The organism is Anaerocolumna sp., assembly GCF_032079385.1.
Classification (GTDB): Bacteria; Bacillota; Clostridia; order Lachnospirales; family Lachnospiraceae; genus Anaerocolumna.
Map to the genome: position 1 here is coordinate 243,898 of NZ_DAMAUC010000003.1, position 15,794 is coordinate 259,691.

At 32.8% G+C, this 15,794-nt stretch carries 18 protein-coding genes; 12 read left to right on the forward strand and 6 right to left on the reverse strand.

Annotated features, from left to right (window positions below; all coding sequences use genetic code 11):
• Positions 1–40 precede the first annotated feature (40 nt).
• The 3 genes from kwaA (at position 41) to RT261_RS04380 (ending at position 3,821) form a co-directional block, all read left to right on the forward strand.
• Positions 41–634, forward strand: coding sequence for an anti-phage protein KwaA (gene kwaA / locus RT261_RS04370; protein WP_313129811.1), 594 nt, complete (start codon positions 41–43; stop codon positions 632–634).
• Positions 627–1,616 carry an anti-phage protein KwaB gene (gene kwaB / locus RT261_RS04375; protein WP_313129814.1) on the forward strand — a complete coding sequence of 330 codons (990 nt, stop codon included), beginning with the start codon at positions 627–629 and terminating at the stop codon, positions 1,614–1,616. Before kwaA ends, kwaB begins: the two co-directional genes overlap by 8 nt.
• A 408-nt stretch (positions 1,617–2,024) precedes the next feature.
• Positions 2,025–3,821 carry a DUF4365 domain-containing protein gene (locus RT261_RS04380; protein ID WP_313129816.1) on the forward strand — a complete coding sequence of 599 codons (1,797 nt, stop codon included), beginning with the start codon at positions 2,025–2,027 and terminating at the stop codon, positions 3,819–3,821.
• A 719-nt stretch (positions 3,822–4,540) separates the two neighbouring features.
• On the opposite strand, the gene RT261_RS04385 is transcribed toward RT261_RS04380, so the two are convergent.
• The 4 genes from RT261_RS04385 to RT261_RS04400 form a co-directional block, all read right to left on the reverse strand.
• Entirely contained in the window at positions 4,541–4,714 is a 174-nt protein-coding gene (locus tag RT261_RS04385) for a hypothetical protein (protein ID WP_313129819.1), read from the reverse strand.
• A gap of 146 nt (positions 4,715–4,860) precedes the next feature.
• A complete protein-coding gene (locus RT261_RS04390) occupies positions 4,861–5,307 on the reverse strand; it encodes a hypothetical protein (RefSeq protein ID WP_313129821.1) in 447 nt (148 codons plus the stop codon).
• 691 nt (positions 5,308–5,998) lie between these two features.
• Positions 5,999–6,859 (reverse strand): hypothetical protein, encoded by an 861-nt coding sequence (locus RT261_RS04395; protein WP_313129824.1) that lies wholly within the window; start codon positions 6,857–6,859, stop codon positions 5,999–6,001.
• 133 nt (positions 6,860–6,992) lie between these two features.
• The gene (locus tag RT261_RS04400; RefSeq protein WP_313129827.1) at positions 6,993–7,127 is read right to left on the reverse strand and encodes a hypothetical protein; all 135 of its coding nucleotides are present in this window, start codon (positions 7,125–7,127) and stop codon (positions 6,993–6,995) included.
• 275 nt (positions 7,128–7,402) lie between these two features.
• Between RT261_RS04400 and RT261_RS04405 the strand changes: the two genes are divergently transcribed.
• Positions 7,403–7,738, forward strand: coding sequence for a histidine phosphatase family protein (locus RT261_RS04405; protein WP_313129829.1), 336 nt, complete (start codon positions 7,403–7,405; stop codon positions 7,736–7,738).
• 440 nt (positions 7,739–8,178) lie between these two features.
• Positions 8,179–8,742, forward strand: a complete 564-nt coding sequence (locus RT261_RS04410; RefSeq protein WP_313129832.1) for a hypothetical protein — start codon at positions 8,179–8,181, stop codon at positions 8,740–8,742.
• Between the two features lie 246 nt (positions 8,743–8,988).
• On the opposite strand, the gene RT261_RS04415 is transcribed toward RT261_RS04410, so the two are convergent.
• Positions 8,989–9,471: a GyrI-like domain-containing protein gene (locus tag RT261_RS04415; protein WP_313129833.1), complete on the reverse strand. Its 483-nt coding sequence runs from the start codon at positions 9,469–9,471 to the stop codon at positions 8,989–8,991.
• A gap of 100 nt (positions 9,472–9,571) precedes the next feature.
• On the opposite strand from RT261_RS04415, the gene RT261_RS04420 reads away from it, so the two are divergent.
• From RT261_RS04420 to RT261_RS04450, 7 genes are all read left to right on the forward strand, one after another.
• Positions 9,572–10,507, forward strand: a complete 936-nt coding sequence (locus tag RT261_RS04420; protein WP_313129836.1) for a helix-turn-helix transcriptional regulator — start codon at positions 9,572–9,574, stop codon at positions 10,505–10,507.
• A 455-nt stretch (positions 10,508–10,962) separates the two neighbouring features.
• The gene (locus RT261_RS04425) at positions 10,963–11,709 is read left to right on the forward strand and encodes a hypothetical protein (RefSeq protein ID WP_313129838.1); all 747 of its coding nucleotides are present in this window, start codon (positions 10,963–10,965) and stop codon (positions 11,707–11,709) included.
• Between the two features lie 117 nt (positions 11,710–11,826).
• Complete coding sequence (locus RT261_RS04430) at positions 11,827–12,045, forward strand: hypothetical protein (RefSeq protein WP_313129840.1); 219 nt, start codon at positions 11,827–11,829, stop codon at positions 12,043–12,045.
• A gap of 101 nt (positions 12,046–12,146) precedes the next feature.
• Positions 12,147–12,452 carry a hypothetical protein gene (locus RT261_RS04435; protein ID WP_313129842.1) on the forward strand — a complete coding sequence of 102 codons (306 nt, stop codon included), beginning with the start codon at positions 12,147–12,149 and terminating at the stop codon, positions 12,450–12,452.
• 105 nt (positions 12,453–12,557) lie between these two features.
• Positions 12,558–12,974 (forward strand): hypothetical protein, encoded by a 417-nt coding sequence (locus RT261_RS04440; RefSeq protein WP_313129844.1) that lies wholly within the window; start codon positions 12,558–12,560, stop codon positions 12,972–12,974.
• A 10-nt stretch (positions 12,975–12,984) separates the two neighbouring features.
• Positions 12,985–13,593, forward strand: coding sequence for a TetR/AcrR family transcriptional regulator (locus tag RT261_RS04445; RefSeq protein WP_313129847.1), 609 nt, complete (start codon positions 12,985–12,987; stop codon positions 13,591–13,593).
• A 4-nt stretch (positions 13,594–13,597) separates the two neighbouring features.
• Positions 13,598–14,272, forward strand: coding sequence for a flavodoxin family protein (locus RT261_RS04450; protein ID WP_313129849.1), 675 nt, complete (start codon positions 13,598–13,600; stop codon positions 14,270–14,272).
• 271 nt (positions 14,273–14,543) lie between these two features.
• Here the strand turns inward: RT261_RS04450 and RT261_RS04455 are convergent, their stop codons facing one another.
• Complete coding sequence (locus tag RT261_RS04455; RefSeq protein ID WP_313129852.1) at positions 14,544–15,515, reverse strand: PocR ligand-binding domain-containing protein; 972 nt, start codon at positions 15,513–15,515, stop codon at positions 14,544–14,546.
• Positions 15,516–15,794 lie beyond the last annotated feature (279 nt).

A 15,794-nucleotide genomic window follows, 5' to 3' on the forward strand; every position in this document is an offset into this window, starting at 1 on the left:
GTTATCAAATTTATAGAATATATGTTAAAGGAGGACGTAAGTGTACAAGAATACTTGGATGAAATTTCAAATGTATTTATCATCATTATGGCTTCTTTTTTTAATGCTAATTGTAGTCAATGTCGATATTCCAATTGACTTTAGCAAGGAAGCTAGTTTTATAGGATTAGTCCCACTTTTAAAAAGAAATATTATTCCTTGTATAAGTATTATAATGTTAGGAATAAGTACAATATTTGTAAAAACTTTCAACCATAAGATATCTTCTGGTACACAGGAGTATTTTGAGATAAAGGAGATAAAAAATAAGACTTATGAACATTTAACTTTCTTAACTACATATATCATCCCCTTAATATGCTTTGATTTATCCAAATTTCGCTATACGCTGGTACTCTTATTGCTGCTTATCGTCATCGCAATTATTTATGTAAAGACTGACATATACTATGCGAACCCAACATTAGCAATCTTGGGATATCATCTTTATGAAGCAGATGTAGAACTTAGAGACGAAAAAGTACATGAAAGTTGTATTTTAATTACACGAGATAAGATTAAGCAGAATAGTAAATTGGAATATTTGCAAATAGATGATGAAATATTTTTTGTGAAGGAGAAGGCACATGAGTGAAAACAGTACTAATAGTCGTGCAAAATTATTAATTTTAATACAGAAGATTGAAGTTAACAAGGTAAAGGGAGAACTCTTTTTCTTGTTAAAAAAAGATGATAGTTTAGAGATAAGAAAAGGAGATTTGGATGCAGAGACACAAATAAAATTAACAGAAAATTTTTACAGCCATACTGTTAATTATTTAAATAATGATGAGCTAAAGGTAATGGGACTTACAGAGGCTGATGATAGAAAAGACGTTCTATACAAATACGATTATGAGCAACCTATTCAAGAATTTGAACTAATTAATTCTGTTCAAACTGAAACTTCAGTACAAGAGTATGATATAAAGAAGGACAAGCTATCCGAAATTAAAGGTTTTATATTTGCATATGTACATAAAAATATTCGAGTTACTTTATACAAAGAAAATTATGAAGTTATGATGGTAAAAAAGAATACAGGTGAAAAGCCTTCAGAGAAAATCAATATATTGCTTACAGGTTCTAATCAGTTAAAGGAATTTGATGATTCAATTTTTAGACTAAACTATGACTTTGACTTTATGGTGATTGAGGGAGAGTTATTTGTGAAGGACTTGAAAAAATTAGAATCAAAATTCGGTTTTGTCGAAGTTGTCAAAAAGAAAGCAATCGAGAGTATTCACGAAATTGGTGTGCTTGATCTGGTGCAAGATATTACTAAGCTAGAACAAGGAATAAATGATGTGAGTTTTGCAAGAAAAGTGGTGAAAGTAGCCTCAAGATCTGTGGTATTAAGAAAATGTGATAAAAAAGATATAATTAATTTTATTGATACCTATGATGAAACATTAAAGAAAAAATTCAAATTCGATGAATCAGGACAATATATTAAGCTTGATACAAAAGTGTCAAGAACAGTCTTTCTGCAACTGTTGGATGATTCGTTCTTATATTCTCAACTAACATCAAGTAAATATCTTTCAGGATCAAAAGATGACATAAATAAAATCTAAAAAATAATTATATATATAATTGTGCCTAATAAAGTTTTTAAAAGGCACAATATTTGAAAGTTTTATTGCGTGCAATTAGAAACTAAGTGAAAATAAAAGTAGCAAGGAAAGTGTAGCAGAATATTGGTGATGTTGCTTTTTATTGGTGAGACAAAATCTTTGAAAAAAAGATTTCAGAGTCAATCATTCAAAAAGGTATTCCACTGCAAGGAGGCTACCAACTACCTATGACATCATTATGTCTCCTCAAGGTATACAGAATGGATTATCGAATTATATTGTAAAATTGGACTATAAACCAGTAGAATAAATATTAGATTTCAGAATAGTTAGGACTTTACCTACTCGTTGCTGATGAAATATCAAAAAATACCTTAGAAACTAAATAATAAAAGGCAGGTTAGTAAGTTGAGTAAAGATGTTAAAGCGTTAAATAGTTATTTTACGGGTAATGTCGGTGAATTGTCTGTAAATTTGGCATACCAAAAAAATAATATTGTTTGCACTCCTTTAGGAACTTCTGATTTTGGCGAGGATTTACTATGCGATATTTTTTCTCTATCTGAGGATAATAAAGTAAGCATAAGAACGCAATTTTCTTTTAGAACACAAGTAAAAACAACAGAAGATATAAAAAAAGAGGGATATATTCGTCAAACAGTCAAAGGACTTTCAATATCTTTGTCGACTGGTCTCTTAAATATATGGATGCAAAGCTATTATCCTGTAGTGTTAGTTATGTGGGAAATTTCAAGCAACACTGGATACTGGTGCTTTCCAACAGAGCAAGTTGAGATCTCTAGTTTAAAAAATGAAACTTTAAGCATATCAGTAGAATTAAACAATGCCTTTGACAACAATGGCATACAAAGGATTAGAGAGCAAGTAGAATCCTATTATAACAATATGTATAAAATTGATAAAGCTAAATATCAATGTAATATTTATCCTGTTTGGATGCCTGAATATAGACTTTTCACTTCAATGGAAACTCATGAGACTTTTCCAGACAATAATGCTAGAGCAAAGGTCGTATGCCATATGGCGGATATGCTTCCAGCATTTTTATCTTCATATCACAATTGCAATTTTGGAGGTTTTCTTTCTGGCGTTGAATACTCTAACAAAGCTCAATCTCTTGAGCAATTTTGGACAGAGGTTAATGACATTATCGCTGGAATTAAATTAACTGTGCCTGAAAATGAATGGGTATCATATATCATCAGCCCTGTAGAATTAATTTCAGAAATAGATAATCGAAAGATTTTTAATCTTACTGATTGGTCGTGTTTTTCTGTGGTTGGAAATAATATTATTTCAGATTTTGATTATACATATAATTTGGACCCCAACTATACTTATAGTGAGAAAGTACGAGCAACATCAGATGATCAAGAATTTTTTGTACATAAGAGCGGTGATTTTGCGGTAGAGATTTTTTCAACTGGATTTTCGTTTTTTACCCGGAAAGCAGATTTTCAACTTATGGATACTTTGCATAGCAAATCCTATTGCATAATAAATATTTCTAAGTGTAGTCCAGTAGAAGTTGGTGCTATTTCAGATTGGTGTAATGAAAGCAATTACCGTTTTATCGAACTTGCCGATGATAAAGATAAGATTGTGATTTCTCATATGTTTTTTGAACCAGGTAGTTTTGGAACATTGCTGCCAGGAACCTCTACGTGGAAGGAATGGGACGCCCTTAATTTTGATTCTGAAGAATTTTTTAATAAGCTACCACATGGCACTTCGGTAGACTTATTAGAAAAGCAAAGAATCTTTAACAAGTATTTTCAACATAACGAACGAATTTCTGATCTATGCTTATTACGCTATTCTCAAGCATTATATTCAGAAGCACTGTGTCATAACGACAGACTTATTCGATTTATTACATATATTGAGCCTACTAATATAGTCGAATATGATGAAAGCTTTAAGGTAGCTGAGCAAGATCTAAAAGATATATGCAAACATTTTAAGCTATATTATGATCCATATGAAGATATTGCAGATGTAATTTTAGAAGTACAACCTTTAATAAATCAATCCACACAGGAAGTAATAGCTAAAGTAGAACATATCTATCATAACCTTATTAAGTCTTTAGATGCAGATAACAACCAACATAAAAATATGGCATTCTATGTTAAATATCGCTTAGATAGATGGTTGCCTGAAAACTTAGTACGCAAGGGTTAACAGAGGATAAAGGGACGCCGTATTACCTGCGTGTCAATTATTCTGCCGCTAAGGGGCTACCAGCTTCAATCAGCATCTTTTTTGTCGCTTCAAGGCATGTGGAATCCATAATTCTGTTGCACCGGAAAAACAGTTAAACAATGAAGAAAAATTAACAGAAATATGGTAAGATTAAATACATGAATTTGCGGTTTTCTGCAGGTTAGCTAACAAGTATTTTCCGGAACTATCCTAAATTTTTAAAATATAATTAGTAAAATAGCCAGCTGTTTCAATCAGCTGGCTATTAAATGAATAAGGTAAACTAAGCTATCTTTAAGTACATCAGAACACTTGAATATGACGCAACAAAGACCACTTAGCCTTTTAACGGCATTTGAGAAATGATACGTGGCAGAATTAGTAATGATGCAACTAATAGCAATAATACTGATCCTAATACGGTGAGGTTCTGATAAAGCAAGAATTCTAGGTATTGTAGTTATTGTGTGAAACATCGTTACAGCACCTAATATTCCGAGTATTGCTGCGTACTATTTCCTCATTTGAAATCCCACCACAGAAGTCCAGCCTATGAAAAAAATTAGATGCCAGTAAAGATGTATGAAATATTTTCAAGTAATTTAACATTGGCTATAAAAATGAAAAGCTACTTGCTCTTTAAAGAGTAGCAGCTTTTTTTATTAGACAAATTTATTCAACTAAAAGAACGGAGATCATTATTCTTTCGTTACTCTATATTCTACTTTTTCACTAATATAATCTACATCACTATAATAATAAAAATTCCCTGTCAGTAATTCATCTGATTTAATCTTGCCAAGTGCATCCTTTGTATTTAGAATATATCCATATACTGTAGTTACACAATATTTATAAAATAAAGGGTTCATGATACTTATTTGCTCGTTCATGTCTTCTATCGTTGTTCCTATCGGAAAAAATATATTTATGCTATTGTCATATAAATGCTTTTTATAGGTCTTTTCTTCGGTATAAAAGTGCTTCCAGTCAGTATTATTTTCGCCATAGGACTCTTTTATGGGATTTGGCACCTATAGTCTAATTGAATATAGAAACTATTCATATGGCAGTCACTAAAATCATTCTCAAATTCTGATTTTAATTCAGAAAACCAGTTTCTTGCCATTAAAAAAGGTTCATACCCACTGTTTAATTCTTTATCATAAGTAAGCGTGATGATACTTTCATTGCCGGAAGCAGCAGTACCCTTGCTAGTAAGGTGCTCATTGATAGATAAAAAGTTATCGTAATAATCTTTTAATACAACTTTTACCACATGAGAATTAGTTGTATCAACATAATAAGTATCATAGATATAATAGAAATTTGAACCTGCGTGTTTATCCAAATAATTAAGTATCTTACTGTAAACTTTTAAATCGGACTCGTTTAGATTATCAGAGTCAAGACTTTGACCTTCTAAAACTTTGGCTTTTATATCATCATAAGTATAAGCAGTCAAATTATAATCTAAATTTGAAGTTGTTTTAGACTTGCAAGATGTAAAATACTATTATGGATAGTATCATCAAAGTAAATATAATTATTTTATTCATGTTAGCTCCTCCTCGTTTCACAATTGCCATACGATAGACTCCTTTATTTTGATATGGAAAATGGTGGAATTCAATACTTTTATATAGGTTTACTTGTTTCTTGTATTTTATATCAAATGGAAGATAGTTTTGAAGATTATGGTGCAATCAAGGAATTGGAAAAATGTTAGGTTTTAGTTGTAATAATCTCAATGAATGAGGTTTATCAAGAATCAATTGAATTATATGAAAAATATAACACAGATTTGCAGGATTTAAAGTACAAACAAGGTAAATTATCCAATAAACAAATAATTATTGCTATAAATAAATATCAACTCGGAGACTATGTTACTGTTATTAACATGGTAAAAAAAATAGTGTTATTACTTTATCTGAAAAAGATAACTTATTAGGATTTGAGTTTTAATAGTGTTATACGTGGATATATAGTTTACTTACAATTAAATAAACATTTAAAAATGAGGTATTGTGTAAAAGCAATATCTCTTTTTGTGCGACTTTCTGTCGCACAAAAAGAGCAATCGAAAATGATTGCTCTTTCAAGGTTTGCTTAGAAACTTTATATTGAGTGGAATTGGAATTTTTTCACGATTGTCAATCAATTACCACTGTACTGTCAATCTTAATTCCTGAATTAAATCGCTTCATCCATAATTCCAGACCTTCCATTGGAAGTATTTTATAGCTTTGAGTATAAAATATTACTGCATCGCTTTCTTTATCTAGTTCATAAGACACGGTTAAAAAATTACCATCTATTTCTGACAAAACAACTCTATTATCACCAAGACTATTTTCATCACCTGTTTCATCACTTATAAAAGTAACCTCATACTGTGATTTATCTTGTGGTGCAATTGGCAGAGAGTAAAAAGCAGAGATGAAAATTATTCCCACTGTTATCAAAATTAAAACGGCATGAACCCACTTTAATTTAGGTAAGCGTTTTTTAAAGAAGTAACTGAAAATTAATCCACATCCTAAAAAAGTGGCAACAAACAAAAAGACAATGGGAATCACTGAAACATGCGAAGAAACAATCTCTATATTCATGTGCCTTTTTAATGTTTCTAGAGTAATATTCATTAAATTATCATAAATTATACATATCACAACTATTCCTAAAATAATATTAACAGCATAAAATATAATTTTAGATGTATTATCCGATCTTTTTTCTATTTTTATAGATACCAATGTCAAAATTATCATTACTACTAAAACAATGCCTATTGGTAATAAGTCGCTAAATACTTTTTCTGCCTTGATTTGTTTAAAGTACTTCGCGGGTATCTTATAGAATTCTTGACATTTTATTATATACCAAGATGAATATAAATACTTAGTAGTGCTAGTGATTACTACTGTTAATGAAATAAAAGCCAAGATAATATTTATTGGTTTTTCAAAGAAATTACAAAGAACTTCTATTTTCTCTTTTATTTGTTTCTGCATTCTGTTATTCCCTCTTTCATCAAGGATAGATACCACTTCCCTTATTTATCAAATACAAAGTGAATATTACATAATTATAACAGAAAGAAATGAAAAAATCTATTTATTCAAGTGAACTTTGTCTTTCATCCATCTAAATCATTGGCCTTTTGCAGCCTAACTTTTCATATACTAAACGGAAGATGAGTTTTCCCTCACGGCCTGCATTGATGGCGGAGATGATAAGGGTAATATCTTTTCGTTTCATCAGCTCCCCGATAATCTTCATTTGTTGTTCCTTGCCCTTGGAAATGATGTATTGCCACGTTGAGGTAAAGATAGGTAAATCTTCATACTTCTACTTGACATACCGTTCACCATACAAATAGTCGGAGGCAAGCTCCGCCAAATGCCCAACGCACCAAGATATAAGATAACCGTTTTCCTCCATGCAACCGTCTTTTTTTGGCGGTTGCTTCAATAACAGTGGCAATGCTCTGTGCTACCGATGTTTTTTTCCGCTATGATTAAATTCATATTGTTTTGTATACAAGAGATAAAATAATGACAATAGTGTATTTGGTTCGGCATGCAGAACCAAACTATGATAATCATGATGATTGGTCAAGGGAACTCTCAAGTAAGGGTTTAAAAGATAGACTTCTTGTTACAAATTATCTTGAAAATAAAGAGATAGGTATAGTTTTGTCCAATCCATATAAAAGAGCACTAAATACTGTCAAGCATTTTGTGGAAAAAATGAATATACAAGTAACAATTGTAGATGATTTCAGGGAGCGAATGGTTGATAGTGTTTGGATTGATAATTTCGAAGATTTTACTAAGCACCAATGGGAGGATTTCGAGTCTATTGATAAAAGTCTTGTGCCAGATGATTGATATAAAGGTCCATTACAACAATAAAGCATAAATTATTAAATATACTACTAACAATAAAGCTCTTGAGCAATTCGCTAAAGGGTTTTATTGTTGGCAGTATTCACTACCAGCAAAATTTCTCTTGGAATATGTGAGGGATAAGATGGAGACCCCAAAGTGATGCCAGTTCACACCGATGGTGCTGATTGATTGCCTAATGCTGCACACTCACGAAATATATCCTTAAATTTTAATATTGCTGGATAGGATTGTAAATATTTTTCACCGGCCCTCCGATACATATAAAAAGGGATAAAGGAAAAATGGGGGAGTGGAAAAGGAAAATTTGTGCCAGCTTATAGGGAAGAAGTATGCTCACTATAAAATCACGGCATCCGCTCCTGTAGGCTAATTAAAAAAAGTTACAGGAAATTTATATTTTGGGCAGGAGGTTATTAGGTATGAAACCGAATTTGATAACATTTAAAAATGAAAATATTCAGAACCAATACATTAATTTTGAGAAGAAGATGAAACCAAGAATAGACTGGGATAATAAATGGGGCGAACTGAGCGAAACAGAACGTAATATTCTCTTAGGAAGAAGTTCCGAAATACATACGTTGGTGGACAACGCTGTATTTGAGTTTTATATGGATGAAAGTAGTGAAAATAGCCTGTGCAGTAATGGAGAATTTTTTCCTGACAGAACCGTTTTAACAGGGAATTACTATATTGGGAAGATTCATTATATTAAGCAGTTAAAAGATGAAAAAGGACATCCATATGATAAAAAAGGTGACAGGTATCGTGACCTTTGGAGCCGTGATAAAAGCGGTAATTATACCCACTTTGTCGATAGCATGGACAATTTGAAATTTACATATCAAGTTATTATCGAAGCTCGTCTGACCTCTCTCGAACAAGGGGTAGAGAAGGATTATGTGGGCATAGACTTCTCGCTGGAGCTTAAAAACATTAACAGTGAAATAGAGGTAGAAATACTAAGCCATGATGTTATATGAAAATGAGCATTCGCTCCTGTTGGCGAATTAAAATAAAGATACTGGAAATATATTTTTAGAAATAGCACATGTTAAAAAATTAAATAAGGTAGTTTTTACTATTATTCTCATAGCTTTTACTATAGACCAGATGTAATTCAGCAGAAGATGGATATCTTAAGGAAATACTAAGCAAAAGGACTTGAACCATCGTGGTTTAGTCCTTCTACTTTAGATATACTATATTCAGATTTGTAATCACTATAATTATTTTGGATTAACAGGTATCCATACTTCGACTTCTGAGTCTGTGGGATTACCATTTAATAGGATTTCAGCAATTGGGTTTCCATTATATTCATAACCGTATTCTACTGTAAGAATTTCTTTAAATGCTTGATCTTCAAGTTTATCAAATGCTAAGCGAGATAGCCCTCCTTTCCCAGCAAGAACAAGATATTTTCCTTCTGGGAATGAAACGTCTTCGGTTCCATTAATTAATGGTTGTGTTGTTTTAACGCCTGCGTAATAGAAAGTGTTTCTTCCGTCCGTTGTCACTGCACCGTAACCGTAATTGCATTCAGAAATCGGTTTAAGTAAGGCCATCTTTCCACTTTGAATTATACCCATGAAAAATTCAGTTTTTTGCTTAGAAAATATTTCTGAATGAATTTTTTCTGATCCTTCTAATTTAGTTTTAAAACCTAACAAACGAAAAGCCTCTTTTTCCTCAATTTTGAAATTGCTCATATCTTATACCTCCAAAGAATTTTTATTTTTAATATAGTTATACTTTATCATAGAGATTATGACACAAGTATGTCATAATTAAACTTGAGGTGAAACTTCTATGAAGATCGAAAGATTAATCGCAATTATTATGCTTCTCTTAGAAAGAGATGTAATACCCACAAGTGAACTTGCTGAAAGATTAGAAGTAAGCAGGAGAACCATATTCAGAGATATTGATACTTTAAATATTGCAGGAATGCCTATTATGGTAACTAGAGGTTCTACAGGTGGAGTAAGTTTAATGAAATCATACAAAGTTGATAAAAAACTATTTACTCCAAAAGATGTTCAAAGCTTAATAACCAGCTTACAAAGTTATAATCAGTTATTAGAAAATAAAGAAATAGCTAACACTTTAACCAAATTACAGAGTATGACAAAAGAAAATGATTTATTAAAACAAAATACTAATTATCAAAACTTCTCGATAGATTTAGAACCTAATCAGGGAAATCGCTCATTACGAATATTGCTTAAAGTTATAGAAACAGCAATGAATACCAAGCAATACTTATTATTCAATTATACGGATAAAAGTGGTGATGGAACTTCTCGTAAAGTAGAACCTTACAAAGTAGTTTTTAAGGAAAGCAGCTGGTATTTACAAGCCTTTAGTATTGAACGAAACGATTATAGAATATTCAAGCTGGCTAGAATGAGTGATGTTCAGCTAGCAGAAGAAACTTTTACGCCAAGAGATTTTGTATCTTTACCAATGGATGGTGCGAATTGGATGACAAAAGATATAGTAACAGTAATTATTAGAATAGAGAAATCTATAAAAGATAAAGTAATTGAGCGATTTGGAGAAGAATATATCATTGCTTGTGATGAAAATAATTATATTGCGAAATACCCAATTGTAGACAATGAAGATGGGTATAATGTACTAATTAAATTTGGTAGAAAATGTGAGATCATTGAACCTCTAAACGTGAGACAAAATTTCAAAGAATACTTAAAGAAAATTTTAGAGAAATACGAAGATAATTAGTGTATTTAAATATCCTGATGTGGTTCGCAGGGTTATCTACACCACAAATACTTATAATAAAACCAAAAATCAAGGTTTTAATCTTAAGACTTTCAAAGGGGAGCTTTACTTGACAACTCCATATACAGGTTTATAATACAAGCATGGGCAAGAACCAATGAGAAATAGCCTTGCCCATAGATTATCTTTATAATTTTATATCAATTTTTCGAGGTTATACGGACTTTGAAGCTACCTCTATTAGGTTGCTAGTGGTACATATTAGAGTATGCACATCAGTAAACGTATACAACTCTTCAAGAGCCCTCTTGGAAACAGAGTCATTTAATTCTGCCGGAAAGTCATACCAGAAAAATGTTTTTTTATTAATTAGACTTTTACTAGGCAGATTAGTAGCCTTAATCTCAACGCTTATACTAGATCTGTTATATAAAACAAAAACTTAGGAGGCCGCCATGAAATGCAAGTCCTTTCTCAGAAAAACCCTTTACCTTTTGCTCTTATCCTTATTTCTATTTGCTCTAAACGCCTGTGGGCAAAAAAGCAGCAACACTCTGGCAACCCCGGAGGTATCACCTGCACCAAGTGAGATGGTTACGACAAATCCTGCCCAACCTTCTGATAGTGGTTCTCCGCAGACATCTGATGATGAATCTTCTGCAAATAAGGATGCGCTTGCAGCATATAACAATTTCTTAGCAGGAAGTATAAATGCACAAGACTTGAAACATGAGATAAGTGATGGCATTGTTACAATCAAAGATATTTCTTTGGAGCCCGATTTTAAAACTTATTACGCTCTATTTGATATGAACGGGGATGGTGTATCGGAACTTCATCTGCGTCCTATTACGGGTGGCAGTTATGCCATTCTTACATATCTTGATGGACAGATAGTTTTATGGCATGATGGTCCTGATTATGAAGCTCCACTAAACAACGGAGCGATTTTATACGAACGCGATGGTGCGGCACCGACTCACATAAATTATTATTATTTAGTTTTGGACTCCGATGGAAAGGAAATCTCAAAAGTAAATTTCTCAAAATATCACAGCGTCGATGAAAGTGGTTTGACTGAAAGTGTCGATTATGATGTATTTATGGTTGAAGATAAAGAAGTTTCCGAAGATGAATGGAATTCACTGACCAATGAATATCTTTCCCATTCATCAGACTTAATTATGTGGAATGAATTATAAGTAAATTCCCCGTCTTAAAGGATGGGAAATTCGTTTAACATGTTGCTGTTATTAACTATGGGGTAGACATAGTTAAGTTGTTATTGTAAAGAGGGAAAAATCCAAATTCTGTAGATAATGATAGTAGATGAACTGAATGCCTTTCAGCCTGCAATGCTTGGTGGGTATCCAACCATTCTGGAGCTCCTTATAGATGAACAGAAATGTGGGCGTCTTCGTATTAATCCTGTGATTATTATGACAGGTGGAGAGTATTTAAGTAATCATTTGCGTGAAAGACTATCAGAAGTATTTCAATGTTATGTCCAGACGCTCCTCGTTCTCTATAATGCCTAAAACAGCCATGCTTAAAAATTATGTAAAGCAGGCAGTTGATAAACTTACTGAGTTTTACGGTAAGAACCTTTAATTAAAAGAATAAATTAATCATCAATAATTTGCAAAAGGTTTTAGAAAGCGTGGAAATTAAGTTTTTCACGCTTTCAGTTTTTGAAGGGATTTTGCCTGAAAATTTCATGAAATGCAGCAAGAACTATTGGCAACTGTTAATTCAAAAGAATAACGGTGATGAGCTTGGTATGGAGATTAGAAGGTTGCGTGATGAGAAGCAGGCGCAGGCATCACGACAGAATCTGAAAACACGAATCGATGAGATGATGCGATTCATTAACGATCTGCTTTGCAAGCTTTTTTACAGAGTTGCGGGCTTTTTTTGTAAATATCGCCCTGTGAAAATTAAATAAATTAATATTTCATTAAGCTGAAAAATTAATTGTCATAGCAGTATTGACAAACTAACAATCGTTAGTTATAATAATACTAACACTTGTTAGTGAAGGAGCCTTATTATGTTAAACTTATTTTTTACCAATACAGCAACTGTTATTTCAACAATTCTTATGTTTGGGGTTTTAATTTTTTCAATCAAAACAATAATCAATCAAAAAAAGATTAATCATTGGGGACGTCGGGTAGCTTTACTATTTGTTTTGGGATTACTCGTATGCATATTTGCTGCAATCCGTGACAACTATCATTTATCTGTGATGAATATTACAAATCCCAATATAGCACCGGGAGTGTTTACTGCCGAAAGCATACAATCTACTCTTTGCTGTTTGGGTGGAGCAATCATTGCATTTTGCTCTCTTTCATCAATATTTATTCGGCGACAAGGCTATTTAAAAACTATGTTTTTTATTTTATCTGCAACTATAATTTTAAAAACACTTGTGATAGAAATATCAAGAATTATTTTAATGTGAGGTGTATTTTATGACAACCAAAGACTTAATACTTCATACAGCATTGCGGCTTTTTTCTGAACGCGGTTATGATGGTGTTTCGATGCGTGACCTGGCAACTGAAGTCGGTATCAAAGCAGCATCAATATATAATCATTTTTCAAGTAAGGAAGATATTTTTAACAGCTTACTCTTGGAAATGCAGAATCGTTATAAGCAAACAGTCAACATGGTCAATGTCCCTAGTGGAAATTCCAAGGAAGCAGCTATACAGTATGTTGGTATATCAGAGAAACAATTGCAAGAGATTGCAGGAGGACTGTTTCTGTATTTCGCAAAAGATGAATTTGCTGCACCGTTTCGTAAGATGATTACGACCGAGCAGTATCGTAATTCTGTTGCGGGTGATGTTTTTAGGCAAATGTTTATTAATGATGCATTGGAATATCAAACAGAGCTTTTTCAAACTCTTATCGAACAAGGTGAATTTATTGATGCTGACCCTGGGATAATTGCATTGCACTTCTATTCAACTATATTTTTGCTACTTGAAAGTTACGATGAAACTCAAGAGTCAAAAGTAATGGAAACATTAAGAAAGCATGTAAGTCAGTTTTCAAGGCTGTATGTTAGGAGGTAATGGAATGAAAATCACTGCTTTACACGGGCAGAAACATCATGGAAGTACATGGAACACAACTCAATTATTACTTGACTTGCTTATTTCTGAAGATGATGAATGTAATGAGTTTTTTGTTAATGATATACCCAATTGCATTGGCTGTTATACTTGTATTATGAAAGATGAGGAAAAATGTCCACACCGAAGTTTAACAAAGCCTATCATTCAAGCTATTGAGCAATCAGATATAATAATTATTGAAACCCCAAATTACTGTATGGGTATGACCGGACAATTAAAAACTTTTTTTGATCATATGGCTTATCGCTGGATGAGTCATCGTCCATTAGATGAAATGAAAAACAAAGTAGCAATTGCAGTATCGACAACGGCTGGTGCCGGTGCAGGTGTAGCCTCAAAACAAATAGCAAAGCAACTATTTTGGTGGGGAATTCCTAAAGTATACCGACTTAATGTGGCCGTAGCAGCTTCAAAATGGGATGATGTGAAACCAAAAATAAAGTTTAAAATAGAACAAAAAGCAATGAAAATTGCAAAAAAGACAAAGAAAAATTACGAAAGGGTTTGCCGTGGATTGCGTCAAAAGTTCATATTCAAAATGATGGGTGGTATGCAAAAGTCGGGATTTGGTACACCTAAGGACGCTGCTTATTGGAAAGAACATGGGTGGATATAATGCGTTTTGTCCTATCGAGCCGCTATTAGAAGGATGGCTTCCACTGGAAAAGTAGTAAATGGTGTTGATATGTATAAGTAATATGTAAAGCCTTGGAAGATTGATTTTCAAGGTTTTTGCCTACCGGAAGCTATTGTCGGATTACCGCATTACGGAAGGAACGCCTCTGGCAAATCTTTATTAAATTAAAAAGCAATTAATGTTGAAATCCCCTGTAAGAATTAAGGCAAATTACCGGTTCTTACAGGGGATTTTCATTTTGGACTCTAAGCTATCTGATTCGATTTTCTTTGTCATTACGGTATTCAAGGGGTGTCTTATTCGTAAATTTCTTAAATATTTTAATAAAATATCCGCTGTCGTCGTAGCCTATATGTGCTGCAATGGTCCGTATGTTCCAGTCGGAATTAAGAAGCAGCTCTTTTGCAAGTTCTATTTTGATTTTATTGACATAATCAGATAGATTTCCCATATTTTCTTTTGCAAACAGTTTGCTGAAATAGCTTGGGGAAATATTACATAAGGCAGCCATTTTTTCAAGGGTGATTTTTTCTTCCGGATGTTTTTTCATATAAGCCAAAGCAGGCTGAATCAATTGATTAGCTCCTTTTTTAGGACGCCTTTTGATTGTATTGAGTTTTAAGTAGTCATCCGCTCCAGCTTCAGCGTAGGTGTCGTTCGAAGCTTTTTCAGAACGGTGAGCGAGCAAAGCCTTTAATTCAGCCTCTTCAACGCAATAATTACCAATATGCAGCAGCATATTAGCCAGAGCGGTGATTTTATCAAGGCGCATAACAGGTAAGGCATCAAAAGCTTCTTTCATGTCTTCTCCAATAGATTCCCACTTACTTTGGACGCCTGGAAGAATAGATTCCGGGGCATCTGCCAGGTCTTGCGGAGATAATAATATCTGACCGGCCATAAAAGCGCCTATGTACAGATCTTTTACTATAATGGGAATGGCAAAATCAATCAAACCAAAATGACAGATATAGATATAGGGTTTTCTAAGCCTTGCAGCTTCCAGACCACCGTGTGAATCGCATTTTTCGCAGTAAGTCCCATAGCTTGAAGAACGGACCTTTTGGCAAAAATCACTGCAATTGCTGTGCTTTGTCAAGGGTGTTCCCTTATAATCAACCGTAATCAAAGCAAGATCCGTAGCAGAGGCTATATCATCCTGAATTTTTTGAAACTTGACGGGATTGACAATTTGATCAATTTCACTAAAATTTGGCCGCATGTTATTCCTCCAATTAGTTTTTTTTGTGAACGGACAGAATAGAAAAATATTGCACTAAATGCTGCATAACACCATTATATATTGTCTTAAGATAACAGTCAACAGTATTAGAATCCTTAAGAATAGAAGGTTTTTTAAAATAAAGCATAATAGTTAAATTAATAACAGCTTTGAAAAATCATATAAAAAACCAGATATTTCTATCTTTTATTCTTATAGTTGTATTGCATAGTGTAATGCCATTTCAAGTGGATTTTATTATAATAATTGATGAAAACA

Excerpts from the sequence above, each read along its gene's own strand:
- RT261_RS04455 (WP_313129852.1), bottom strand. The coding sequence starts at position 15,515 with ATGCGGCCAAATTTTAGTGAAATTGATCAAATTGTCAATCCCGTCAAG.
- RT261_RS04405 (WP_313129829.1), top strand. The coding sequence starts at position 7,403 with ATGACAATAGTGTATTTGGTTCGGCATGCAGAACCAAACTATGATAAT.
- RT261_RS04410 (WP_313129832.1), top strand. The coding sequence starts at position 8,179 with ATGAAACCGAATTTGATAACATTTAAAAATGAAAATATTCAGAACCAA.
- RT261_RS04450 (WP_313129849.1), top strand. The coding sequence starts at position 13,598 with ATGAAAATCACTGCTTTACACGGGCAGAAACATCATGGAAGTACATGG.
- RT261_RS04385 (WP_313129819.1), bottom strand. The coding sequence starts at position 4,714 with ATGAACCCTTTATTTTATAAATATTGTGTAACTACAGTATATGGATAT.
- RT261_RS04440 (WP_313129844.1), top strand. The coding sequence starts at position 12,558 with ATGTTAAACTTATTTTTTACCAATACAGCAACTGTTATTTCAACAATT.
- RT261_RS04400 (WP_313129827.1), bottom strand. The coding sequence starts at position 7,127 with ATGAAGATTATCGGGGAGCTGATGAAACGAAAAGATATTACCCTTATC.
- kwaB (WP_313129814.1), top strand. The coding sequence starts at position 627 with ATGAGTGAAAACAGTACTAATAGTCGTGCAAAATTATTAATTTTAATA.
- RT261_RS04415 (WP_313129833.1), bottom strand. The coding sequence starts at position 9,471 with ATGAGCAATTTCAAAATTGAGGAAAAAGAGGCTTTTCGTTTGTTAGGT.
- RT261_RS04445 (WP_313129847.1), top strand. The coding sequence starts at position 12,985 with ATGACAACCAAAGACTTAATACTTCATACAGCATTGCGGCTTTTTTCT.
- RT261_RS04420 (WP_313129836.1), top strand. The coding sequence starts at position 9,572 with ATGAAGATCGAAAGATTAATCGCAATTATTATGCTTCTCTTAGAAAGA.
- RT261_RS04395 (WP_313129824.1), bottom strand. The coding sequence starts at position 6,859 with ATGCAGAAACAAATAAAAGAGAAAATAGAAGTTCTTTGTAATTTCTTT.
- RT261_RS04430 (WP_313129840.1), top strand. The coding sequence starts at position 11,827 with ATGATAGTAGATGAACTGAATGCCTTTCAGCCTGCAATGCTTGGTGGG.
- RT261_RS04425 (WP_313129838.1), top strand. The coding sequence starts at position 10,963 with ATGAAATGCAAGTCCTTTCTCAGAAAAACCCTTTACCTTTTGCTCTTA.